Genomic DNA, 23893 nt, shown 5'->3' with positions numbered 1-23893 from the left:
CGCATGACGGATTTAGATGCGGTTTTGGACACAGCTCAGCCTACCTTTTTGCAACAGCAAGCCGCCGCGCTGCTGCTTTATCAATCAGTGCTGGAAACAGAGGCGGGCACTGCGTTTTTGAAGCTGCTCCAGACGCTCACATCGCCCCAGCTCAATGCAGTTCAAGTTCTGCAAGCTTACGGTCACTGGTTCAAAACGCTGGCAAATCTGAACCAGAGCTGGCAATTTTACCTGGTGGATCAAATTCTCAAGGCTGAGAATCCCTTTACGCAGCAGGCTCAGAAAATTGCCCTGATTGAAATGCCGCCCCCTCTTGTTGAAGCTGCCCGGCAGGATCTGCGACTGCTATGGGAACTTTATCGCTGTGGCGGCGAAGAGGTCGCTGAGTGGGTGCAAAAGGCGGCCGAACTGACCAATGCGCCAGTTGTTCCTCAGTTTCCGGTAAAGGGCGTTGCCTCAGGAGCGGGTGAAAGACAGGACGATCGAACTCCAGATCTAATAACAAAATTTGCACAGACAGGCGATTGGGCAGACCTGATCGAGCCGCTTGCTGCCTATTATCAGCAGTGCGGAACGGGGATTTTTGCGGCTTACCGGGCGTTTCGCTGGCAGGATGGGCAGATTTGCGGCATTGCTTATCCGGATACGATTCGTTTGTATGAGTTGGTGGGATACGAAGCCCAGAAAGAAGCTCTGCTAAAAAACACGCAGGCGTTGCTGAAGGGCTACCCGGCACTGCACGTTTTACTTTATGGCAGTCGTGGGTCAGGCAAATCTTCTCTAGTGAAGTCACTGCTACACCAGTACGGACAGCAGGGCTTGCGGCTCATTGAAGTGCCGAAGGCTGATTTGCGAGAGCTGCCGGCAATCGTCGATCGATTACGACAGACATCACTCAAGTTCATTATCTTTGTGGATGATTTGTCGTTTGAGGAGGATGACGACGCTTACAAAGCTTTGAAAGTTGTGCTGGAGGGCAATCTCACTGCAAAACCGCAAAACGTTGTTGTCTATGCTACGTCTAATCGACGACACCTGATTCGCGAATTTTTTGCCGATCGCCCCCGTCCCAGCGATGCCGACGAAGTTCACGCCTGGGATACGGTGCAGGAAAAGCTTTCCTTTAGCGATCGGTTTGGTTTAACCCTCACCTTTAACCCAGCCGATCAGGAAACCTATCTAGAAATTGTGCGGCATTTGGCGCAGGGAATGGCGATCGAGTCGCAGGACTTGCAGTATCGCGCTTTGCAGTGGGCAACTCGTCACAATGGGCGATCGGGCAGAAGCGCACGACAGTTTGTGGACTTTCTGAAGGCAGAGCTAGCAGCAGAGCATTAACTTTAATCGTTTGAAAAGTTCTAATAATGACCCTAACCGCCCCCTAACTCACGCCATTAGGGAGGGAACTGAGCTGATTACGTCACGCTCAAAGTTCCCCCTCGCTCTTTTAGAGCGGCAAGTCAAAAGTTGGGGAATTTAGGGGGCAATGTAGGCTGATATGTAGGCGATTGACGATTTGTTAAACAACCTCTAAAGCGCAACTTTTGAGCTGGGAAGCGTTGAGCTGGGATAAAGTGCGCTCAGTTCCGGCTGCTGCCAAACTTGCCCATCGAGTGCCATTTCTTCAATCAGGCTGGCAAGACGGAGTGCCTTGAGCGCCTGTTCGCCGCCAACCGAGGGCTGATTGCCGCCGCGTACACAATTGACAAAATGCTCTAGCTCGGCATGAAGCGGCTCAATATTGCTGGTTTGCACTTTTTCGATCAAGCCATCCTGTCGGTAAAGCACCTGTCCGTAGTCGGTCAGGCAGTTAGCAGTCGTTTTACGGTGAATCAGAATCTCATTGTTGAGGAAGTCTGCTTCGGTCAGGGAATTGCGGCAGTGGGCGGAAATGCGGCGAATTTTGCGGTGGGTAACTTTGCTAGCAGTGAGGGTGGCAACGATACCGTTTGCAAATCCCAAAATTGCCGTTACATAGTCTAGATAGTTTGAATCTGGGGCACGGTTGCCGCTGGCGGTGAGCTTGACGACAGGCGCACCAACTAACTCCAGCAATAAATCAATGTCGTGAATCATCAAGTCCAGCACGACGGATACATCATTGGCGCGATCGGAGTAGGGGCTCATGCGGTGCGCTTCAAGAGCAAGCAGCTCCTCGGTTTTAAGAACTTTGTTGAGTTCCTGAAAAGCTGGGTTAAACCGCTCAATATGCCCTACCTGGAGAATGCAGCGAGATTCAGCGGCAGCGTTGACCAGTGCCTCGGCTTCGGCAATACTGGCGGCGATCGGCTTTTCAATTAGCACATGAACGCCTGCCTGAAGGCAAGTAGTTCCCACCGCATAGTGCGCTCTCGTGGGTACAGCAATACAAACCGCATCCACATGCTGAATCAGGTCGTGATAGTCCTCAAAGAAATGCGCTCGATATTTACTTGCCGTATCGATGCCGCGCTCTACGTTCAGATCCGACACGCCAACCAGCTCTACATCCTTTAGTAGGCTCAACACGCGAGTATGGTGCTGCCCCATGTTGCCCACCCCAATCACCCCAACGCGAATCGGCACGGAGTAGTTGTGCTGCCTGGAGAGATGAGTCTGCCCGATCGATGATTTTTCCTGCACGCCTGCTGTCTCCTACACCACAGAAGAAACGAATGTTACACTAGCTGACTGGAACGCCCCTAGGCAGGCGATGGGTCGCAGTTCCCCTAGCGGGGTAATCGAGCAATCAAGGACCCGCTTCACGATCGCCACCAGGCTGGGAATAGGGAGCAAAAGTAAAAACCTGGGAAGACTGCGCTCCCGCATTTCCGTTTCCTTGTTGGTATAGCGATCACGATACATAAAGAATTTTAAAGGTTTGTTGAGCTCAATCATATCGTTGCCCCGATTAATTTTCTGGATTTCACGGACGACCGATGCGTTTGCTTGTGTCAGTTTTTGCCCTGTCTATTGGCTTAGGTGACTTTCGCCTAATCATCCTGACCGCGATGCTAAAGCTTTTGAGCCGTCCAGCTTGAGGAAATCAATCCCGCCAGGGCGGCTCCGGCGGCTTCTGCCAAAGTGCTAATTAGGCGATATAGCGCAACACTTCCCAGGACAGCGGCGATCGAAAAATGGTTCGACAAGAGGGCAACTGCTGTTGCTTCAAACACGCCAATTCCTCCCGGTGCGCCTGGAACGACCAGTCCCAGCAGCCAGGCAATGGTGAACCCACTCAGGGCAGGCAGGAGATCGAAAATTTGAAGCGGTTGGAGTGCCTGAAGGATAAACAGAAAGCCGACACCACGCAGCAGCACAAACAGCAGTTCGCCGAGCAGCGGAATCACGGGATAGCGATACAGAACAGTTTCTCTGGGGCGATCGGTCGCAGTTTCTGCCCTGAAAGAATCGAGTTGAGCCGGAGCCATGTCCTCTACGGCAGCTGATCCATGTTCAAGCTCTGAATTGCGACCCTGACGAGACTTGCCCTTCAGCTGACGAACGACGTGAAGCAGCCGATTGAGAATGTAGGGATGCACGATCGCCAGCACAAACACCAGACCCAAAATTTGCAATAGCGCATGGGTTCTCAGGCCGGTCAGCAGGGCAAGACCAAGGGCAGAAGCGGCCATTAGCAGCGGTTCCAGCAAAACGCTCAGAGTTGCAGTCGGGGTCGGAATGCCTGCGGCTCGGGCAGCCGTGACTCTGCCGTAGAGGTGCCAGACATTGCCGGGAAGGTATTTTGCAATATTGGTTTTCAGGTAAGCCTGCATTGCCCAGATTCCTGAGGTTTGCTGTCCCAACTCCCGAAGGATGAGATTCCAGACGTAGCCCGTCCAGCAATGTGCCAGCAGCGTCACCCCAAATCCCAGCAGCAGGTTGAGCGGCGCAGCTTCCCTAAGTTGAAGCGCGACAACACCCTCCCAGTGCTGCCTCAGCGTACTGGCAAGGAAAAACAAGGTCGTTCCCAGGATCAGCCAACGCAGATAGGGCTTAAGCCGAGAGATTATAGATTTGCCGATCGGGAGCTTTGTCATGCAGGCTTTTTAGACGCAAACCAGTGGACGGGCTTTTTATGCCTCGCGTTCCACAAAAATAACGTTTTCTGTTACTTTCTCAAAGGTGTCGTCGTGGCTGATCACAAAGAGCTGACGAAAGGATTTAATTCCAGCGATCGCTTCTGCCAGGCTTTCCCGGCGCGGCTTGTCCATATTGGTCGTTGGCTCATCGAAGAATGCCACGTCAATGTCTGCCAACACCCGCAGTAATGCTAGCCGAACTGCCAGTGCTGCACACATTTGCTCCCCACCGGACAAATTCACAAATCGGCGCGTATGCGCTCCTTCCTGCACAATGATTTCGTATTCGTTTGTCCACTCCAGGGCGACATTTTGACGATTCAGCAGTTCTCGGAAGAGACGATCGGCTTCCTTTGAAATGGATTGCACATATCGTTCGGTAATGCGAGGAGCGGCTTGCTTGTAAATCTTGCGGGCAGTGGTGATAAATTTCAGCACCTTCTGTTTTTCCTTCAGGGCAAGCTGTGCCCGATCGCGCTGCTCGGCGATGGCTTTGAGGTTGCTGAGCTGGTGTTCTAGCTCTGCTAGAAGTTTGCGCTGCTGCGGCAATGCCCCAGAGATCCGATCTGCCTGACTGCGAAGGGTGGTGTACTGCATCTCGATCTGCTGTCCCTGCTGGGGGTCGTAGTGCTGCAATAGCCGATCGTATTCCGCCTGCACCCTCGATCGCGACGATTCAAGCTGCTGCAGGTGAGCGATCGTTTGAATCAGCTCAGATTGAAGCTGGGGCAGCCGCTCTGCCGTTTGCTGCTGCTGGAGTACGGTGAGATAGCCGTTCTGGTGATTGCGCTGAAGAGATTTTTGCTGCTCGATCTGGTCTTCGATCGCGGCAAAGGGAGCAAGCTGGCGATCGAGTTCTTGAATTTGCTGCTGAATTTGCTGGTACTCGTGGTAGAGCTTGACGTATTGCGTTTTAAACTCCTCCTGCTTTTCAATCTGCTGCTGAAGAAGCTGGGCGCGTTCTCTCGGACTGTTGAGGCTCTTAAGCAGATCAGACAATTGTTCGCGCTGTTTGAGGCGATCGGGTTCAGTCTCAATCTCGTCTTTAAGCTGGTCAAGACGGCTGTGAAGCTGCGATAGCTCTTGCTGAATCTGGCTTTGCTGCTCTTGTTTGGCTTCCAGAGCAGCGACTTCTGCCTGAAACTGATAGAAGCCTTGCAGTTGAGTTTTGATTTGCTGAAGCTGCTGCTGAAGTTTGGACACAGACACCTGCTCGGACAAATCCGCCAAAATTCGCCAGAGGGCTTGCAACAGGTCAGTATTGAGATCTACCCCTGCCTGGACTGCCTCTAATGCCGATTTAACCGATACCGTCGCCAGCAAAGGCACACTGCGCTGCACTTCCCGCAAAATTCGAATGGCTTCGTCGGACTGAAGCTGATGCCGATCGCGCTTGGCTTCTCCTTCGCTAACGAGCTGCCGAAGTTCTGCTTCAAACTGTTTCGCGGCTTCGACGCGGCTGAGCTGTTCCTGCAATCGATCGCGCTTTTGCTCCAGGTCAGGAATATGCTTAATTTGAGCAGCGACCGTTTGGATGCGATCGATCTCCTGCTGTAGTCGAACGGCTTCCCCCTGGAGCTTCTGGAGCTGTTTGGTGCCGTTTTTATGCTCGGTTTTGTTGATTTGCAGGTGATTGAGCTGATTGGTAAGGGCGATTTGTGCCTGCTCTAGCTGGGCTTGCTGAGCGATCGCGGGCTGAAGCTGCTGGATTTCTGTCTCGGCTTTTTCCAGGCTTTCGAGCTGGATTTGCAGGCGCGTTAGCTCTTTGTGGCGATCGAGCAGTGCCTGTTGCTGCTGTTCTTTCTGACGAAGCAGGATTTGCTTTTGCTTGAGATGCTGGTCGAGCTGCTTCAGGGTTTGGTCTGCTTTAAGATACGCATCATGACTGGCGCGATTGGCGGTACAAAGTTCGACTGCCTGTTCTGCCTGCTGCACTGCCTGCCGGAGAAGCCCGATCGCCTGCTGCTTACTATCAAGCTGCGTGGTCAACTGCTGCACCTGCTGGGCGGTCTGCTGTACCTGCTCTGCCTGCGCCGCGAACTGCTCCTTCACTGCCTGAAGCTTGGCGAGGTCGCCTTCGAGCTGTTGCAGGGCTGCTTCTGATTGGACGATTTCGGTAATGACGGTTTGCTGGCGATCGGTCAGACTGTCCCACTCGGCTAAATCTGTTTCGTGGCGAACAATCTCATCCGCCAGCTTTGCGACCTGATCTTCGGCATATTTCTCAAGCTGGCGCGAGTCTTTTTGCACCTGCTGGTATTCTTCAACTTTTAGAATGCTGTCAAAAACAGCCTTGCGATCTTTGGGCGGCTGAAGAAAGTCTACGGTAAAGGTTCCTTGTGGAACGCCGATCGTATTCGCAAAAAGTCGCGCCAGATCGGTTCCCGGAGCAACCCCCAACTGCTGTCGAATCCAGGGGAGAATTTCGGCTTCGATACTTCTATAGTCGAGCTTGACATCAAGCTGCGGATCGTAAACCGTATAGCCTTTCGTCGTGCATCGCTGAATCTCGTAAGTGCGCCCATCTCGATCGGATACAAACATGACGATCGCCTGAGCACTCCCCGCCCCGTTGCGAATCAAATCCTCCACCTTATACGCACCGCGATGGTTAAACATGACCCAGGCGATCGCTTCCAGAATGCTCGTCTTGCCTGCTCCGTTTTCTCCACAGATGGCGTTAGTTCCCGGCTGAAAGCTGAAATGACGATCGCGGTGCGTCTTGAAGTTTTTGAGGGTGACGGAGAGGATTTGCATCAGACGGCTGGGGATGAGGGTGAATAGGCGAATGAGGAGATGAAGGGGTGGGTGGATGGAGAGCAGAACAATTGAACCAATCTCTACCGCTAGTGTACTCCGTTTCACTAGAAGCAGGATGCTCGATGATTTGGAACTTGAAGGGCAGATTAGCGTCAAAAAGTGGGACGAATCAGGCTGATTCGGCATTCTCTGGGGCGTTTCTCAGAAGGAGGTATTCTGTAGAGAGCCAGAGTAGAGTATTATCTTGCTTTGAACCTTATTGTTAATAAGTAGATACATTTATACGGCGGTTATTGGTTGGTTGGGATAGGTTTGCAGGCTGCCCTTAAGTCCGTGCGGTTAAAACGCTCAGAAATAACGGATCGAAATAGCTGGTGTTAAGGGGTGAGGAGGCTCGGTGTGAACGGTCGGATCGCAAAAAACTGGAATCGAGTTCGGACGCTCGGCTATCACCGGGACTGGGAGAATTACCGGGATTTGCTGATCGTCCTGGTGCAGAAAGAACTGAAAGTGCGCTACAGCAATAAGGCACTGGGCTATGTCTGGTCGATCGCCAATCCGCTTGCCTCTGCGCTGGTTTACTTTGTTGCCTTTCAAATCTTGATGCGGATCAATATTCCGGGCTATCCGGTAATTTTGCTGTCGGGCATATTTCCCTGGCAGTGGTTTAGCAACGTGGTGGTCTCCTCGCCCAATGTGTTTGTGGGTAACTCAAGTATTATTAAAAAGGTTAATTTCCCCCGCAATATTATTTTGCTTTGCACCGCTTTGAATCACATGATTCACTTCGTCGTTTCGATTCCGGTGCTGACAATTTTTTTGATTGCCTTTAACCATATTCCGACTTTCACCTGGGTCTGGGGTATTCCGGTGCTGCTGGTGATTCACTTTTTAATGGTTTATGGAATTGGGCTGGCACTTGCCTCGATCAACCTATTCTTCCGGGATTTAGAACGGCTGACGGGCATTATTATGAACTTCACCTTTTTCCTGACTCCGATTCTTTATCCGCTGGAACAGATTCCGCCTCACATTCGCAAATTCATCTGGCTCAATCCGGCGGCTCCGCTCATTGCAAGCTGGCGAGAGCTGTTTCTCTACGGCAAATTGGAGCCGATGTACCTGCTGTATAGCCTGCTGTATGCGATCGCCTTTTTCGCGATCGGTCAGATGATCTATCGCAAGCTTTCCTGGAAATTTGCAGAACTGATATGAGAGAGCCAGTCATCACTTTCTATAACGTCAGCAAGTCTTACCCGCTCTATCGGCATATTCGGGGCATCAAAAACTTTGTCTTCAATATGCCCAAGCATCTGAAAACGATGCAGCAGGAGCAGTATGAGGCACTGCGAGATATTACGTTTGAGGTGTACGAAGGCGAAAAGTTCGGCGTTATCGGCAACAACGGAGCCGGAAAAAGTACCACGCTGGGACTGATTGCAGGCGTACTGAAGCCAAACCGGGGACGAGTCATTGTGCGGCGGCGCGTGTCTCCCCTGCTGGCTCTGGGGGCAGGCTTTCACCCGGAACTCAGTGGGCGAGACAATATTATGCTGAACGGTGTGCTGATGGGCTTGACCCGCCGCGAAATCCGGGAAAAAGAAGAGGAAATTATTGATTTTTCGGAGCTGGGCGAGTTTATCAACCATCCAATTCGGATGTATTCAACGGGAATGGTGGCGCGATTAGGATTCTCAGTCGTTGCCCATCTCGACCCGGAAATTTTGCTGATTGATGAAGTGCTGGGCGTGGGTGACATTCGCTTCCAGAAGAAATGCCTGGATAAAATGAAGACCTTCCAGGATAGCGGCGTAACGATGGTGCTGGTCACTCACTCCGTTGCCAGCGTGATGAATCTGTGCGATCGCGTCATGTGGATCGACAACCACGAAATCAAAATGATTGGTGATCCGACCGAGGTAGTGACCTACTACTCAGAGGCAGCGGGTGTGCCGATCGACTTGAGCGCAGTCAACAAAGCAAAGCTATAGAAAATAGGCTTGCAAAACGCAAAGTTACAGACAGTGCAACGCTAGAGGCAGTATCGACGGTCATGAGAAACTTTCCGGCACAGTACACCCTGAACGATGAGGATGTGTTGTATTTTTCACACATTCCCAAAACCGCAGGCATGACCTTTCGGACGATCGTGGAAGATCAGTTTGACGATCGCGAAATCTGTCCGGCAACACTCAATGCTCAGGTTGCCAAAATTCCCAAAGACCAGTTAAAAGACTATCGCTTGTTTCGCGGACATTTGGGATTTATCAACATCCCAGAACTGCTGCCCGGAAAGGAAGTGGTAAATGTAACGATTCTGCGTGAGCCGATCGCCCGCGTCATTTCCCACTACGAATACATCCGCCGCATGCCCGGAGATCCGCACTATAGAGCGGTGAAAGACATGACCCTGGCAGAGTTTGCCCAAAAGCTCACTGCCGGAAAGGTCGGAAAAAACATCCAGACTTACCATGTTGCAAAGGCGATGCGGTTCAAACTGGATGACCTGACCCCGGAAGAAACGCTGGCTCTGGCAAAAGAAAGCCTCGATAATTTTGCCTTTGTCGGCTTGGTCGAACGGTTCCAGGACTCGCTGTTTCTGCTGTCCTACATTCTGGGCTGGAAGCCGATCCTGAATAGCCGCAAGGAAAACGCCGCTAAGAAAAAGAAATCCTTTGACGAGATTCCGGCTGAGACCCTAGAGATTATCCGCGAAAATTCGCTGCTCGATCTGGAACTCTACCACTACGCGCAGGAAATCTTCGAGACGCGCTTTAACGAGATGGTGCAGCAGCTGATCTCCCAGTTCGGCACGGCGGCAGACCAAGCGGAAACTATCTCATCCGATCGCCTCAAAGAATTGCTAGAACTCCACTACGAGCAACGCTATCGCGATCTAGACCGCACTCCATCTTCTACCCTGCTTTACGATTTTGGTCAGGCGTTGCGCGGCATGGGCTGGCAGCGTCGAGAATGTCCGCCTTCTGGACCGCCTGCCTATCGTTGGACTGGACCTGGCACCGTTTCGACGCTTGATCTGCCCCAGATTGCTCCTCCAAATGGCAATTGCTTGCTGGAGTTTCGTGTGATTGCGACTCAGGCGACTGCGCCCGATATTCTCGATAGCCTTTCTGTTTTGGTCAATCAGAATCCAGTGCGACTCAACACACTGCATAGCGATCGCGGTGTGAAACTGCTCCAGGCGGTCGTTGCCCCAGAAATGCTGAAATCTGAGCGACCCTTTACCGAAGTAAAATTTGAGGTCGATCGCGTCACGTCCCTGAATGCGGTGAATCCGCTTGATCCCGATACGCGCCAGGTGGGAGTGGCATTGAACTATGTGCAGCTTTTCCCGCAGGAAACCGAACGACAGCACAGTGCTGCTGCTCAGCTTTTTGAGGATGAAGCCTGGAAAAACACGATCGATTTCCTGAGTCAGCATCTCCAGCCCCAGGAAGTCGTAATTGCGCCCCTGGCATTCCGGGTCATGGTGAATAATTCGGTGCTGGACTACGATGCATTTCTGGAGGGCAAGCAGGCGCAGTGGCTCGTGCTGCACAAAGGTATGGCGGCGCAAATTAGCACAATTTTGATGAAGCTGCTTGGTCGCGGTTTGTCTCCTGTGTTTGCCAACGAAGTGTTTGTCCTGTATTCCAACCGTCAGGGCATCGCTACAGCAAACTATGCTTCAAAGCACGTTCGTCCCGTGTACATCGATCGCGTCAAGAAGAACGTCGAGCACAAGCTGAAAACGCTGTATCGCCAGTACGCAGGTAAGAAGCAGTTGATTCGCAGTTCCCCCAAAGGGTAATCATCCCCCATGACCCAAGGAGCAGGATCAGACAAAAACGCCGCACAAATCATCGCTAACTTATCCTTTGTTGGACAAAAGCCCACAGGACTCGCAACCTACGCAATTAATCTTGCCTCAGAGCTGAACCTGTCTGGATTAACACTGCTGGCTCCGCCTGCCCTGCATCATCACACCCAATCCAGGCAGCCCTGCTATGAAATTCCGGGCGGCATGAGTGCGGAGGAAGGCAAAGCCGGACATTTTCGCCGCCTGAAGTGGTCACAGTTTCAGCTTCCGGGCATTTATCGCCAGCTTCAATCGGACCTACTCTTTTCCCTGGTTCCTGAAGCTCCGATTGAGGCGAAATGTCGATCGATCGTCATGGTTCACGATCTGATTCCGCTTCGCTTTCCGCGCTGGGCTTCTCCCCTGTTTCACTATGCCCGTCTCTATGTGCCGCAGGTTCTAAAGCAGGCTGAGCATATCCTTTGCAATTCCCATGCGACCGCTCAGGACATCTGCAATTTTTACGGAATTCCTGCCTCAAAAATCACGCCCGTGCTGCTCTCCCACGATTCGCACCATTTTCGGATTCCTGATTGGCCGATCGAAGGAATGGCAATGGATTACTCCTCTAAAAGCGCTACGTCGCATCGCCCCTATTTTTTCTACATCGGACGGCACGACCCCTATAAAAACCTCCTGCGGTTGATTCGCGCCTTTGCTGCCCTGCCCAATCCCCAAAATTATGATCTGCTGATTGCAGGTTCCCCCGATCCGCGCTACACGCCTCTACTTAAACAGCAAGCGATCGAGCTAGGGGTCTCCGAGCAAATCAAGTTTCTCGACTATGTGGCTTACGATCAGCTTCCCGGTTTGCTGCATGAGTCAATCGCCCTGGTTTATCCCAGCTTGTGGGAAGGGTTTGGATTTCCCGTGTTGGAAGCAATGGCATGCGGTGCGCCTGTGATTACCTCAAATCTGTCTTCCCTACCGGAAGTGGCAGGAGACGCAGCCATTCTGATTAATCCGTATGATGAGCAGGCTTTAACTGATGCGATGGCTCAAGTGGCAACCGATGATCAAGTGCGAAAAGACTTGCGAGCGGCAGGGTTAAAGCGATCGAGCCAGTTTAGCTGGGCAAAAACCGGACAACAAACGGCAGCAGTGCTGCAGCGGTTTCTCTAGTTTTCTTCAAGCTCTACCTCTCATTCATGTTGCAAAACCTATCGTTTTCACATGAGGATCGATCGTTTGTTGAAGAATGGAGGGAAGCTGTCCTAAAAAATCGGTTTGATTATGACAACAACCTATCCCAACACCCCCGACCTCTCCGCCTCAGATTATCTGGTTGTGGGGCTGGCAACCTGCTTCGTGAAAGAGGATGGCGAAGTGCATCCCGTGCATGTGGTAGAACCCATTCCCTCGGCAGCTCTGGAAGCTCTCAGTAAGGGCATCGCTACTTCCTACGAATTTGCCTGTGCGACGACGATCGGCACAGTCCTTCCAGATGGCAATCCGCAGCTTCTCGCAGAATTGCCGCCCGATACTCAGTTTTGCGATGACTTTGCCTTTCGTGCCACGGCTGCTGCTCGGACTTACAAAAGCCGCTTGGAGTCTCAAAGCCTGATTCCTACCGGAACCACGAAGCGTGACTTCAATTTTTCCACTGAAAGAAAGCGCGTCCTCAACTCCGATCGCATTGTCAAAAGCGAGGATAATGTGAAGCAGCACGCTTACACGCATCAGGTTCTTTAGCACAGGTTTTCTCGTCTCAGGTCTTATGCTCAAACTTTACGGCGGAGCCAGAAGCCGCGCCTCGATCGTCCAGTGGTATCTTGAAGAATTGGGCGTTCCCTACGAATATGTCTTGCTCGATATGCAGACAGGACAGCATAAAGAGCCAGACTTCCTGACAATTAACCCGTTTGGCAAAGTTCCAGCTATCAAGGAAAACGGCTATCGGCTTTGGGAATCGGGCGCAATTTTGCTCTATCTGTCCGAAAAGTACGACACTTCGCTGACCACCTCAGAACACCGTGCCACAATTGCCCAATGGGTGATATTTGCCAACGCAACGCTGGGACCGGGCGTTTTTGTAGAGGCAACCCGCGATCGAGAAATGCCACGCCTGCTGGCTCCTCTGAACGAGATTTTCGATCGTCAGCCTTTTCTGCTGGGCGACCAGCTCTCAGCCGCAGATGTGGCAGTTGGCTCGATGCTGGCGTATATGCCGCTGTTGCTCAAGATTGGTTTTGATGACTATCCCGCGATTGGAAATTACCTGAAGCGTATTGCAGAACGTCCGGCATTCCAGAAGACGATCGGCAGTAGGAAAGCAGCGTAGTTTGTTCCATTCATTACGGTTTACCAGGGGGCAGGTTTCAGGCTTGCCCCTTTAATCATTTTTGACGCTATTTTTGGCGTTGCTAAATCACAGGATGAATTTCTCCACCTACGGAAGACTTTCGATCCGTTCAAAGTCCCCCAGAATTAACTTATTTAGGAATCCGCTCAGCAATTCTCTAACTCAGTTCATCCTTCGATTCAGCAGCGCCTTTGATCGATCGCCTATAAAGACCGAGCGCCCATACAACAATTTTCCTGTGCCTGATCGACTTTCTGCTCGAATTGGGAATTCTAGTTTCAAGAACAGGGTTTAGCTACCAGATAATCATTGTTTCAGGTCGAGATGAATTGCTTGTGTTTACAAGCGAAGCAGTGAATCCTGTAGCCGCCCCAGCATTAGATTCAACTGCTTATTAGTGTCCCCCTTCACGCTTCGGACTCAGAATCGCGGACATTACTAAAGGATTTTTCCATGTCGAATATTCTTGTAACTACCACAGCGGACAGTGGTACAGGTTCCCTGCGAGCAGCAATTGCCTCGGCCACTGCTGGAAGTACAATTCAGTTTGCTGCAAATTTAGCGAACCAAACCATTACCTTAACGAGCGGACAGATTGAAATTGCTGCCGGAAGAAATATCACGATCGATGGCTCCACGGCTGCCGGATTGACCATTAGCGGCAACAACAGCTCCCGTATCTTTTGGGTGAAATCCAACCAGGACTTTCCCACAACCATCACGTTTAAAAACTTGTCGCTGGTCAACGGCTATACTGCCGAAAACGGCGGTGCGATTCGGGGAGAGCACAAAGCTAATCTCACCGTTGAGAATGTCAAGTTCCAAAACAACGTGGCAGACAAAGGGGGTGGGGCAATTTATAGTGCCTGGGAAAATCAGCTTACGGTCAACAGCTCTCAATTCAACGGGAACAAAGCTACTGCGGGAAATGATGAGCGCGGTGCAGGGGCGATCGCTTTTGTGAGTTCGGGAAATTTCACGGTTCGTAATAGCAGCTTTACCAACAATCAGGGCATTAACGGCGGGGCAATCAATAGTTTGAATGGCAAGCTGACGATCGAAAACTCCCACTTTGTCAACAACAGCACACTAGCAGCCCAGTACGACGCCGGAAAAGAGAATCCAACCCTGCGAGGTTATGGCGGTGCGATTTACACCGATCGCGCCAGCAGCACAAACGAGCCATCGGGAAGAATCCGCATTAGCGGCACGCTCTTTGAGGGCAACAAAGGCAAAGCAGAAGGCGGCGCAGCCTATCTCTATACCGGTACACAGGACAGCATCGAGATTCAGTCCAGCACTTTCAAAAACAACGAGGTTCAGGCACTCGCTCAGGGCAATAGCGGCAATGGCGGTGGACTGGTGGTAATAAGCAATTCGCCCAACCAGGGATTGACGATCGCCCAAACCGCATTTGTGAACAACACGGCATCGAGCCAGGGCGGCGGAATGTGGCTGATGGGCGCACCTGCAACGATCCTCAACAGCACCTTTTCCGGCAATCAAGCCCCTGGAACCGTACCCGGCAAAGTCGTGGGTACAGATTACTATCCGCTTGGCGGTGCGATGGCTCTCTACAGCGATGCCAGGCTAATCAATACCACGATCGCCCACAATCAGGCAGGCTGGGTCGGTGGTGGCATCAGTGTTGCTGGCGGCTCCAAAGTCTCATTGCAAGACACAATCCTGTACAAAAACACGGCAGCCAACGGCGGCAACCCTTGGGGCATTCAGCAGCACAGCAGCGGTACACTCACTGATTACGGCGGTAACATTCAATTCCCCCCCGAGAAAGACAACAAAAACGCCACCACTGCAATCACGATCGCCGATCCGATGCTGGGCACCCTGCAAGACAACGGCGGCGGCATTCTGACTTATGCGCTGTTGCCCGGAAGTCCTGCGATTAACAAGGGAGTGGGAACAGGCACACCTACCCTGGATCAGCGAGGCTTTACCCGCGCCGATGGCTCGATCGATGCAGGCGCATTTGAGTTTGGGGCAACGGCTCCAGCAACTCCTCCAGGAACTGAAACCCCGATCGCAGGCAGCACAGACAACGATGTTCTGACGGGCAGCAGTATTAATGACTGGCTCAGAGGAGGAATGGGATCTGATCTGCTCACGGGTGGCGGCGGAGCCGATCGCTTTATTTATGCGGGCGCAACCCGACGCGAGGCTTTGTCAGGCTCCCGGCTGCGAAACCCCGATCGAATTCTGGATTTTAATGCGATTCAAGGCGATCGACTTCAGTTGGACTATGACAATAATCTGGCAACGATCGATCGTCCGCGTAGCGCGTTTAATGCCGGAAAAGTGCGAGGTGAAAATTTACGCGCAGGCGTGCAGGCAGCTTTTCAGGACAAAAATCACCAACGTAAGGGCAATCAAGCTCTACGGGCAAATGAAGCGGTGGTGTTCCAATGGCGCAAGCAGACTTTCTTGACAGTGAATGACAACGAACGCAGGTTTGCTCCCAATCAGGACATGATCATTAACGTGACCGGACTGCAAATGATCGGACAAGATGCCAGCGCAGGGGTTCTGAAGGTGAGTTCCTATTTTGTCTAGCGTTAATTCCAGTCCCTATTCTGCTGCTTCTGAGGGGAAAACCAAGCCCCTTTTCAGTCTCAAAGTTTCCGAAAGTTGACCGTATTGAGGGGCAGAACCTTTCATCCGCCCCAAGCAGCCTCTTTAATATCAAAAAGGACACCTCTTAATGAAGTGTCCTAATTTTTATTTCGTTTTTATTGAATTGTGAAACGAGATTCTTATCTAAAACCGACGGCTGCCTGCCATACAAACGCCAGCAGCAGGAAGAACACCGGAATCACAGGCAGAACGTCTACGAGCGGATCAAAGATCGCGTAGGCTTCAGGTAATTTTGCTAAGAGCAATGCCGCTTCCATGAATCAGTCTACCTCTCCAACACAAATTTCATAATTGTTGGGTATCTTAACACGATCGCCGCTCCAATTCATCCGCAGTGACAAATCTAATTATCAGAGAATCTGATTTGCTTTAGGGCAGCAAAAAGCCTGATCCGGCTCGGCGAATAAAGTAGCGAGAAGTTTCTTCATTGGGCGAGCGATAAAGCATCAGAAAGTTGCCGTTGTTCAGCGTATAAAGTCGATAAACGCCCTGCGCGGGAGTAAGCTGCTGCTCTCTAGGAATCCCTGCATTCTCCGGGAAATAGCCACCTCGCGCCACAATGCGATAGCCGCTGAGAATATTGGTGGCAGCATTGAAAACTGCCTGAAAATCTCCGTCAAAATTCGGATCGTTTTGCAAATCTGCTAGCATCCCCGACGAGAAATTCAAATCACTCTGAGAAGCCCAATCGGTCAAGCGAAACAAAGGCAAAATCCCGCTCCGAACTTCAGTTTGAGCAAAGCTGGCTCTACTGAGTGTAAGCAGCAAAGCAGTTGCTATGACAAGCTGCACTGACCCTTTCCGAGCGAAATTTCTGATCAGTTTGAATTGACGATCGCCCATAGCTAACCTGTGATTAAAATGCTTCTAAATTTAATTGACAGGACTTTATCACAATTTCAGGAAGGGGTGAGAAAGCCTAGGGAGATGAGGAGAGCAAGGGGAGTAATCTGCTAGCTCTTGCTGGAGGCATTGAATGATCTGTAGGAGTGGTTAGCGGGGTTTATGGGCTTTCCAGGTTCCGCCATATGCATAGTAGGGATTGTTTTGGCTTACGGAGGGATAGCATCGATCGCAGACAAAAATCCACTGCTCTGAGGCATCTACCTTTACGCGATAGAGGACTTCGGCAGGCTCCTGACAGCGATCGCAGGGTTTAATTCGCACCCGTGCCATAAAATTACTTTTTGCGGTTATTTCAGGAGCGGTTATTTCAGGAAATGACGGTCGAATTTTGAGGACGGGCAAAAATCATGCGTCCGGCGGAAGTTTGCAGTGAACCTGTGACGACGACCGCTAATTCACCGCCAATGTAGCTGCCGCCTTCTTCGACCACCACCATTGTGCCGTCATCCAGGTAGCCGACGCCCTGAGCGGGTTCTTTGCCCTGCTTGAGAATCTTCAGGTCAATCTGGTCGCCGGGAAGGTAGGCAGGGCGCATTGCCTGAGCCAGATCGTTAATATTTAGCACGTTGACTTTTTGCAGACTCGCGACTTTGTTGAGGTTGTAGTCGTTCGTCAGCAATGTGCCATTAATGTCCTGTGCCAAACGCACCAGCTTTGCATCGACGGTAGAAACATCATCGTAGTCAGCGGGGTGAATGATAATGCGTTCCGGGTATGCTTCTTGAATCTGATTGAGAATATCTAAGCCTCGCCGTCCCCGCACCCGCTTTTGATCGTTCGAGGCATCGGCAATTTGCTGAAGTTCTTGCAGAACAAACCTCGGTACGAGCAACTGTCCTTCTAGAAATCCGGTTGCCAGGATATCTTCGATTCTCCCGTCGATAATGCAGCTTGTATCAAGAATTTTGCTCGTTGCCGGCTTGAGCGTTCCCTCCGCAACCAGCATCGACTCGACGCTATTAGGATTAATGAGCCGCAGCAGGGTTCGACCGTGGATATCTGCCAGATTGATGCCAGAAAAGGCAAACAGCACGCTTCCCAAAACGGCAGCAAGCGGCTTGATAAAGGCAAACTCTCGTGGAATCGGCAGCAGAAAAATGGGAGCCAGCATCAGGTTCGCGACCAGCAGCCCTAGCACCAAGCCGACCGATCGACTCAGCAAGCGATCGACGGGCATCTCGCGAATTTGCCGTTCGACCCGTCGATAGGCAGTTTGCGCCACAATGCCGATCGCCAAACCAATCAGCGCACCAAATCCGCCCGTGACTGAACTCAGCCCCTCTAGGCTCGTCACCTGTGCCAAAGCATCGTTTGGCAGGAAGTCAACGCTATAAAAGCCAATTCCTGCCCCTGCTATGATGAAAGATATAATGATAATTGCGTCAAGCATGACAATAATCCAAAGTAGGATTAGGTGCAGACTTCGTTAGGAATCAGAATAGCATCGGCAGGGATTTTTCGCTGGACGCAGTTGCCCCGATCGCGCAGAAACGCAAGCTTCAGGCAGTTGCAGAATAACTCACTAAAATTCCAGTGATTCAATTACATGATTCAATTGCGAAGCTAACTTTAATTCCGTACGACCTCATTATATCTTTTTCGCTTTGTCAGCATTTTTGAATTCCTTGAGCCTGAGCTGCGATCGTTCAATTTCTCCTATTGCGGCATCGCCTCTGACTGAGACGGTAACAGCCGCATATCTTCATATTCCGTTCTGCCGCCGCCGCTGCTACTACTGTGATTTTGCCGTGTCGATCGTGGGCGATCAGCCACCGCTGGCTCGAAGCGGAGCAAGTTCCCAATACGGCACCATTACTGCCTATCTCGAAGGGCTGCTGCAAGAAATTCGCGCTACACCTGCCAGAGGAAATCCACTGCAAACGGTTTTCTTGGGCGGCGGCACACCTTCTCTATTGACCGCTCAGCAAGTTGAGCAAATTCTAAGCACGATCGATCGTCAGTTTGGCATCGTACCAAACGCCGAAATCTCGATGGAGATTGACCCGGACACCTTCGATCGCGAAAAGCTGCAAGGCTATCTTGCCGCTGGTATGAATCGCTTTAGTCTGGGAGTGCAGGCATTTCAACCCGAACTGCTTGCTGCCTGCGGTCGCACCCACACGCGAGAAGATATTGATCGGGCAGTAGAATGGCTGCATCAGCTCAATGTGCAAAACTTTAGCCTCGATCTGATTTCTGGGCTGCCTCATCAAACGCTGGAACACTGGCAGGACACTTTGCAGACTGCGATCGACTTCAATCCTGCCCATATCTCGGTGTACGACCTTACCGTTGAACCAGGAACTGCCTTCGATCGTTGGTACGAAGCAGGCAGCAAGCCTCTGCCGAGCGATGAAGCCACTGCACAAATGTATCGCTTGACTCAGCAAACGCTTACCCACGCAGGCTACGAACACTACGAAATCTCAAACTACGCGCGATCGGGCTTTCAGTGTCGGCATAACCGCATCTATTGGGAAAATCGCCCCTACTACGGCTTTGGCATGGGAGCTGCCAGCTATCTTGACCTGAAACGGTTTACCCGACCGCGGAAGCGCAGTCAATACCATCAGTGGGTCTCAGAATATGTTGCCAGCGGTGGATCGATTGATTGCTTGACCACGCCACCGATCGAGATTTTGCTGGATACCCTGATGGTGGGCTTACGCCTAGCCGAGGGCATTAGTTTAACAGCATTAGGCAATCGATTTGGGCAGGGGGCAGTCGAGCAGATTCTTGCCTGTTTGAATCCTCACCAGCAGCGCGGCTGGGTTGAAATTACCAATGGTGATCGCACATCGCGAATTCGGCTTTCTGATCCAGAAGGATTTCTGTTCTCGAATGTGATTTTGTCCGATTTATTTGAGTCGTTGAGTTAAACAGCAAAATCAGGACTGACTTTGATCGCGAGAACAGAGACCGATCGATTAAGCCAGCCCTACGGACTTTGTCCTGAGCGACACGGTTCTAAACTGCACAGATAAACCCACCCCGACCTGCGATCGCCCTTCCAGGAGGAAATAAAGAGCGAGGCTGAGGCTGGGATGGGTCGCATGACGTTAATTCAATTGTCCTAATTCAAACGCCTCGTTTGCTCTTGCCCTAAACTCACCGACGGCTGCACAACACGCGACGGAAGCCGGGTTTGAGCGATCGTGGGTCGCAGCACATTCACTGCCTGAGCATACTGGGGATCAGCGTTCGTGCCGACCAACGACAGATTACGGGCAAGCGTTTGCTGCTGCTGCTCATTGAGGCTAACTTCAACATTCGGCGTGATTCCTCGCTGGCTGATATCCGTGCCGCCCGGGGTGTAGTAGTGAGCCACGGTCACCGCCAAACCGGAGCCGTCGGACAGCGAATGCACGGCTTGAACCAGAGCTTTGCCAAAGGTGCGCGTACCCACAATAACGGCTCTCTGGTTGTCCATCAGCGCGCCCGTAACGATTTCGCTAGAGCTTGCCGAGTTGCCATCGACCAGGACTGCCAGCGGAAGCTGGGTCAGAGCAGTGTGATTTGCCATAATCTGATCGCTGTTGCCGTGACGATCGACCGTTCGCACGATCGCGCCGCCATCGAGCCACATCCGCGAGATTTCGACGCTGGCATGCAGCAGTCCACCAGGGTTGCCGCGCAGATCCAGCACAAATCCGTTGACGTTCTTTGACAGCAAATCCTCGATCGCTTTTTTCATTTGATCGGGTGCATGACTGCTAAACTCGGTCAGGCGAATATAGCCAATGCGCTGATTGCCTTCCTGACGCAGCTCGTGGGCAACGTTGGGCAGCTCGATGCGGGCGCGGGTCAGGGGCAGGTCAAAGGCAGCCCGGCTCTCCCGTTCAATTCGCAGAGTGATGCGAGTTCCCGCTTCTCCTTTGATGAGCTCTGAAGCAGTTTCGACGCTCATGCCCGTGGTCGATCGCCCATCGATCGCCAGGATTCGATCGCCTGTCTGAATTCCGGCTGCACTGGCAGGAGAGTTGGCAAGGGGTTCAACCACTGTTAAGGCTTTCGTTTCCTCGTGCAGTTGCAGGCGCAAACCCACGCCGGACAGTTCACCGGAGGTTTGGCTAGTGAGTGTCTGATATTGTTTTGGGTCAAGAAAGCGAGTGTAGGGATCGTTGAGCTGCTCTAATGCCTCTCGCAGTGCAGCGTAGGCAGCTTCGGGCGAGGTATAGTCGCGGCTGAGCAAATCCTGACGGACTGCCTGCCAGTTCACTCGGTTAAACGTGGTATCGACATATTCGCGATCGACGATTTGCCAGGCTTCATCTAAAACGGCTTTGGGATTGTTTTGAAAAGCGGCTTGGGCAGTAGAGTAAAGCGGAGAGAGAACAGTGACTACGGCAAGCGTGCCTCCAAAGCAAACACCTTGCAGAAGGCGGGAAAGGCAAGGGAGATCATTCATAGAAATGTAGACCCAGAAGACGGAAAACGATACCAGCAGCTAACCCACTCGGCTCAGACTGGGGACAGTCGGGTTAAGAAAGGGTCAGATCAGATTGTCTAACAGTAATTTCGAATGGGATCAGATGGGAGTAGAGGAGATACAGAAACGTATCGCTCCAAATCATCATGACCGCAGAAGCAAATTCCTTCCTACAAATGTTGCAAAGCTTAAGCACTCACATTCCGTAGCCTTAGAGCAACCAGCCTTGGAAGTAGCGGATCAGCACACCACAATCATGATGCATCCAAATTACGAACCGAGTTGATGCCCCTGAGACCATTCAGTCAATTCAGTTAATCAGTTAGGTCGATTCACCCCCAGCTAAGGAGGGTCTAAATTCTTCCTCGCTAGTTTAGCAAAGGTCAAACTGACGATCACAAGGATCTCAGAACATTTCTAGCTCAAGTTGTTCCTGCATGCGCAACACGATCTGAAGCAGAGTCTACCGCTTTAATGCGGCTCAATGCGGCTACTCGACTTTTGCCCCGGCAATCATTTGCAGAACAAACGGCTCGCCGCCTGCCTGATGGTAGCGATCTGCCCACTGGCGAATGACTTCGTCTAGCTCAGTCAGTGCCTGCTCCAGGCGATCGGGCGGAATGTCTAGCTCTTCTAAAATTCTGGCGACCCCTGGCTGACGGTCTGCCCAGTCTCGCATCATTTGGAAGAAGCGGGCAGTGTCTTCCACCATGATGTAAGTGCGTTCTTCCTCATCGGCGGGAGTATAGGAAGAGCGGGTCAGGGCGTAAAAGGGCATTCCCCAAGGCGAGTCAATGCGTGTGACGGTCCCAGAGTAAAGCAATCGCCGCTTAATGTGTTCTGCCAGAGCTTCGCTGAGCGGCATTCGTCCGTGGGGCGGCACGTCTTCCTGGGAACGCAGATGGAGAAATTCGATGATCTCCATAAGCTGGAACGAGTTGACCAACTGAGCATCTGGCAAGTTTGGCGGCAGCTTTTCCTCGATCTGTCGCTTCTCCTCGCTAGAAAGACCACCGCCGGGAACTCGCGATCGTCCCGGTTGCCAGGGGTATTGTTCCAGCCAAATGTAGGGAAACTGGATGAGGTAGCGTGGCTCCTGAGAACCCAGCATTTTGAGCAGTTTCCCCTCGGTCAGGGCTTGCCTGACTTCTTCGACAATGACCTTGACTCGCTTTGGCTCAATGTGGTGGAGGTGTCCTGTCATTCGCAGGTTTTCGTCCTGCTCCAGATAGGTCATATAAATCGCGCACTTTGCAGCGGTTGCTGCCGCATCCAGGAAGGCTCCGTGTCGGTGTCCTCCGGTTCGCATTGCGCTAAACGCTAAATAGAGCATGATCTGATCGATCGCACTTGGACTAAGACGTTTGATCAGATCGGTATCGTTCGTCATCTTTTGGGTAAGGTATCGAGCAAGAGGATACGTAGAGGGAAAACGAGAGGCTTCGCTGGGGTCATCTCGGTGTAGCCGTAATCTGGCACACTTTATTTCAGCTCTGCTGCTATTAATTTATCAAGAACGAATTTACGCGTCTATTTGGGCAAGACTAAACCATTTTAGAAGACACTGGTACTTTTTACTGTTCTGTAAATCTGTGGAATTATCGCTGCAATAGCTGAATGCTATGTATCTTGCCAGCAAATTTGCTGCCACAATACCCGAATTGATGGTCTTGCTCAAAAATTTACAATTAATTTTACTTTTTCTAGGGAATTGATGAAGCAACACGCTAAACAATTTAAACCAATCTGTCACTTTCGATTAAAGCAAATGCTCCAAATCAACTGCTCTAATCAAGAGTGCCTTAAACAGCACGATGAACAGATAGTTTTAGCGTCCGCTACCTCGATGGTCGCCTTCGAGGCATGTTGCCATCAATTCTGTTTGATGCAAATCCTTGCTTTGAATGAAGCCCTTTTCAGCGTAAGGAATGCCAGGTTGACCGGTAAGCAGCAAAGAGGATTCTACAAAACTGGCTGCTACAACAAAACCAATCGAAACAAGGAGCGAGGATGTCAACATGAGAGACTTTAGATGAGCGTTTCTAATCCCAAATACGTCCCCTATGTCCATCGGTCAGGAAAGTTCGATCGACTTTATACAAGATTGAATTCTGCTTTGGTCTGCTTGAGATAAAAGAAAATTTCTCAGTATTCCCACAACAGGCAAAATTATCACGCGACTCAACAAAGCGATGCATTTTAAGGCAGTCGGACAGCGATCAATGGCAGAACGGAGGACGGCAAAATGGGCAGAGATGAGCCAAATCGCTTTGTATTCGATTGTGTCTGATTGTGTTCGACCGCAATGGGTGTTCGATCGCAAGGGAATGAGAAATCCTACAGTTGCTTTTGCAAAAGAGCGACTTTTAAGGATAATGGCGGGGAGATGTTTTATCGGGGAAATCACCCAGAAGTAGCCGTGCAACTTCCAAGTCCCATCTATTCCGTTTGGCAACAGATCACCCTGGTCAGACTACCCTTAACCCAGTGGAGCCGATCGAGCTATGCCCATTCCCCGATCGGCAGTTTGCGACGCTGGCGCGATGGAAGCTGGCTGTTGCAGTGGGCAGAACCGATCGGCGGGCTACTAGCAGCCGTGATCTATGGTTTGGCTCCTTTTCTATCAACCAGCATTATTGGCGTGCTACTGATTGCCTGTGCGGGCTACTGGGGGCTGCTGACGCTTTCAGACAATGCGGAATCAGGATCTGGACTCACGCCAATTCACCTCCTGGTTTTGCTGTATTGGGCAGTCGTAACCATCGCGACGGCTCTCTCTCCAGTGCGAACTGCGGCGATCGAAGGCTGGACAAAGCTAACGCTGTACCTGGTTTTGTTTGCGCTGCTGGCACGGGTGCTGCGATCGGCGCGAGTGCGATCGGCGTTGATTGCCATTTATTTATTAACTGCCCTGGTTGTGAGCA

19 protein-coding genes and 1 pseudogene are annotated in these 23893 nt (G+C 51.5%); 10 read left to right on the top strand and 10 right to left on the bottom strand.

From position 1 onward, the window contains the following. Nucleotides 1–1338, top strand: a 1338-nt coding sequence (locus H6F80_RS18760) for an ATP-binding protein (RefSeq protein ID WP_518523609.1), incomplete at its 5' end; no start/stop codon positions are given. Between the two features lie 192 nt (nt 1339–1530). On the opposite strand, the gene H6F80_RS18755 is transcribed toward H6F80_RS18760, so the two are convergent. From H6F80_RS18755 to H6F80_RS18745, 3 genes are all read right to left on the bottom strand, one after another. Beyond that, nucleotides 1531–2622 (bottom strand): Gfo/Idh/MocA family oxidoreductase, encoded by a 1092-nt coding sequence (locus H6F80_RS18755; RefSeq protein WP_190793047.1) that lies wholly within the window; start codon nt 2620–2622, stop codon nt 1531–1533. 371 nt (nt 2623–2993) lie between these two features. Beyond that, nucleotides 2994–4019 carry a lysylphosphatidylglycerol synthase domain-containing protein gene (locus tag H6F80_RS18750; protein ID WP_190793046.1) on the bottom strand — a complete coding sequence of 342 codons (1026 nt, stop codon included), beginning with the start codon at nt 4017–4019 and terminating at the stop codon, nt 2994–2996. Nucleotides 4020–4055: 36 nt separating this feature from the next. Beyond that, on the bottom strand, nt 4056–6926 hold the full coding sequence (locus H6F80_RS18745) for an AAA family ATPase (RefSeq protein WP_190793045.1): 2871 nt from the start codon (nt 6924–6926) through the stop codon (nt 4056–4058). A 294-nt stretch (nt 6927–7220) separates the two neighbouring features. Between H6F80_RS18745 and H6F80_RS18740 the strand changes: the two genes are divergently transcribed. The 7 genes from H6F80_RS18740 (at nt 7221) to H6F80_RS18710 (ending at nt 15553) form a co-directional block, all read left to right on the top strand. Continuing rightward, nucleotides 7221–8036 (top strand): ABC transporter permease, encoded by an 816-nt coding sequence (locus H6F80_RS18740; RefSeq protein ID WP_190793044.1) that lies wholly within the window; start codon nt 7221–7223, stop codon nt 8034–8036. After that, a complete protein-coding gene (locus H6F80_RS18735; protein ID WP_190793043.1) occupies nt 8033–8812 on the top strand; it encodes an ABC transporter ATP-binding protein in 780 nt (259 codons plus the stop codon). The genes H6F80_RS18740 and H6F80_RS18735 overlap by 4 nt, the downstream gene beginning before the upstream one ends. A gap of 62 nt (nt 8813–8874) precedes the next feature. Beyond that, nucleotides 8875–10632 (top strand): sulfotransferase family 2 domain-containing protein, encoded by a 1758-nt coding sequence (locus H6F80_RS18730; RefSeq protein ID WP_190793042.1) that lies wholly within the window; start codon nt 8875–8877, stop codon nt 10630–10632. 9 nt (nt 10633–10641) lie between these two features. Continuing rightward, nucleotides 10642–11802, top strand: a complete 1161-nt coding sequence (locus H6F80_RS18725) for a glycosyltransferase family 4 protein (protein ID WP_190793041.1) — start codon at nt 10642–10644, stop codon at nt 11800–11802. Between the two features lie 111 nt (nt 11803–11913). Continuing rightward, the gene (locus H6F80_RS18720) at nt 11914–12372 is read left to right on the top strand and encodes a hypothetical protein (protein ID WP_190793040.1); all 459 of its coding nucleotides are present in this window, start codon (nt 11914–11916) and stop codon (nt 12370–12372) included. 25 nt (nt 12373–12397) lie between these two features. Continuing rightward, on the top strand, nt 12398–12961 hold the full coding sequence (locus H6F80_RS18715; protein WP_190793039.1) for a glutathione S-transferase family protein: 564 nt from the start codon (nt 12398–12400) through the stop codon (nt 12959–12961). A gap of 474 nt (nt 12962–13435) precedes the next feature. Beyond that, entirely contained in the window at nt 13436–15553 is a 2118-nt protein-coding gene (locus tag H6F80_RS18710; protein WP_190793038.1) for a choice-of-anchor Q domain-containing protein, read from the top strand. A 200-nt stretch (nt 15554–15753) separates the two neighbouring features. Here H6F80_RS18710 and H6F80_RS18705 read toward each other — a convergent pair whose 3' ends face one another. The 4 genes from H6F80_RS18705 to H6F80_RS18690 all read right to left on the bottom strand — a co-directional run bounded on the left by H6F80_RS18705 (nt 15754) and on the right by H6F80_RS18690 (nt 17930). Beyond that, nucleotides 15754–15891 (bottom strand): photosystem II reaction center protein K, encoded by a 138-nt coding sequence (locus H6F80_RS18705; RefSeq protein WP_036531950.1) that lies wholly within the window; start codon nt 15889–15891, stop codon nt 15754–15756. A 112-nt stretch (nt 15892–16003) separates the two neighbouring features. Beyond that, nucleotides 16004–16477 carry a hypothetical protein gene (locus tag H6F80_RS18700; protein WP_190793037.1) on the bottom strand — a complete coding sequence of 158 codons (474 nt, stop codon included), beginning with the start codon at nt 16475–16477 and terminating at the stop codon, nt 16004–16006. 150 nt (nt 16478–16627) lie between these two features. Then, nucleotides 16628–16810 carry a DUF8622 domain-containing protein gene (locus H6F80_RS18695; protein WP_190793036.1) on the bottom strand — a complete coding sequence of 61 codons (183 nt, stop codon included), beginning with the start codon at nt 16808–16810 and terminating at the stop codon, nt 16628–16630. A gap of 37 nt (nt 16811–16847) precedes the next feature. Continuing rightward, the gene (locus tag H6F80_RS18690) at nt 16848–17930 is read right to left on the bottom strand and encodes a PIN/TRAM domain-containing protein (protein ID WP_190793035.1); all 1083 of its coding nucleotides are present in this window, start codon (nt 17928–17930) and stop codon (nt 16848–16850) included. Nucleotides 17931–18144: 214 nt separating this feature from the next. Here H6F80_RS18690 and hemW point away from each other — a divergent pair, with 214 nt between their 5' ends. Continuing rightward, entirely contained in the window at nt 18145–19419 is a 1275-nt protein-coding gene (gene hemW / locus H6F80_RS18685; RefSeq protein WP_518523608.1) for a radical SAM family heme chaperone HemW, read from the top strand. A 194-nt stretch (nt 19420–19613) separates the two neighbouring features. Here hemW and ctpB read toward each other — a convergent pair whose 3' ends face one another. The 3 genes from ctpB to H6F80_RS18670 all read right to left on the bottom strand — a co-directional run bounded on the left by ctpB (nt 19614) and on the right by H6F80_RS18670 (nt 22989). Next, the gene (gene ctpB, locus H6F80_RS18680; RefSeq protein ID WP_190793034.1) at nt 19614–20948 is read right to left on the bottom strand and encodes a carboxyl-terminal processing protease CtpB; all 1335 of its coding nucleotides are present in this window, start codon (nt 20946–20948) and stop codon (nt 19614–19616) included. Nucleotides 20949–21459: 511 nt separating this feature from the next. After that, nucleotides 21460–22359 (bottom strand): heterocyst differentiation master regulator HetR, encoded by a 900-nt coding sequence (hetR, locus tag H6F80_RS18675; RefSeq protein ID WP_190793033.1) that lies wholly within the window; start codon nt 22357–22359, stop codon nt 21460–21462. A gap of 438 nt (nt 22360–22797) precedes the next feature. Then, nucleotides 22798–22989: a hypothetical protein gene (locus H6F80_RS18670; protein ID WP_190793032.1), complete on the bottom strand. Its 192-nt coding sequence runs from the start codon at nt 22987–22989 to the stop codon at nt 22798–22800. A 399-nt stretch (nt 22990–23388) separates the two neighbouring features. On the opposite strand from H6F80_RS18670, the pseudogene H6F80_RS18665 reads away from it, so the two are divergent. Further along, nucleotides 23389–23893, top strand: a pseudogene (locus tag H6F80_RS18665) (IctB family putative bicarbonate transporter); the annotation flags it as partial.

It is taken from the genome of Leptolyngbya sp. FACHB-711 (genome assembly GCF_014695615.1).
Taxonomy (GTDB): Bacteria; Cyanobacteriota; Cyanobacteriia; order Elainellales; family Elainellaceae; genus Leptolyngbya_A.
The sequence above is the reverse complement of the archived record's forward strand: the minus strand, read 5'-3'. Positions and strand labels throughout refer to the sequence as shown.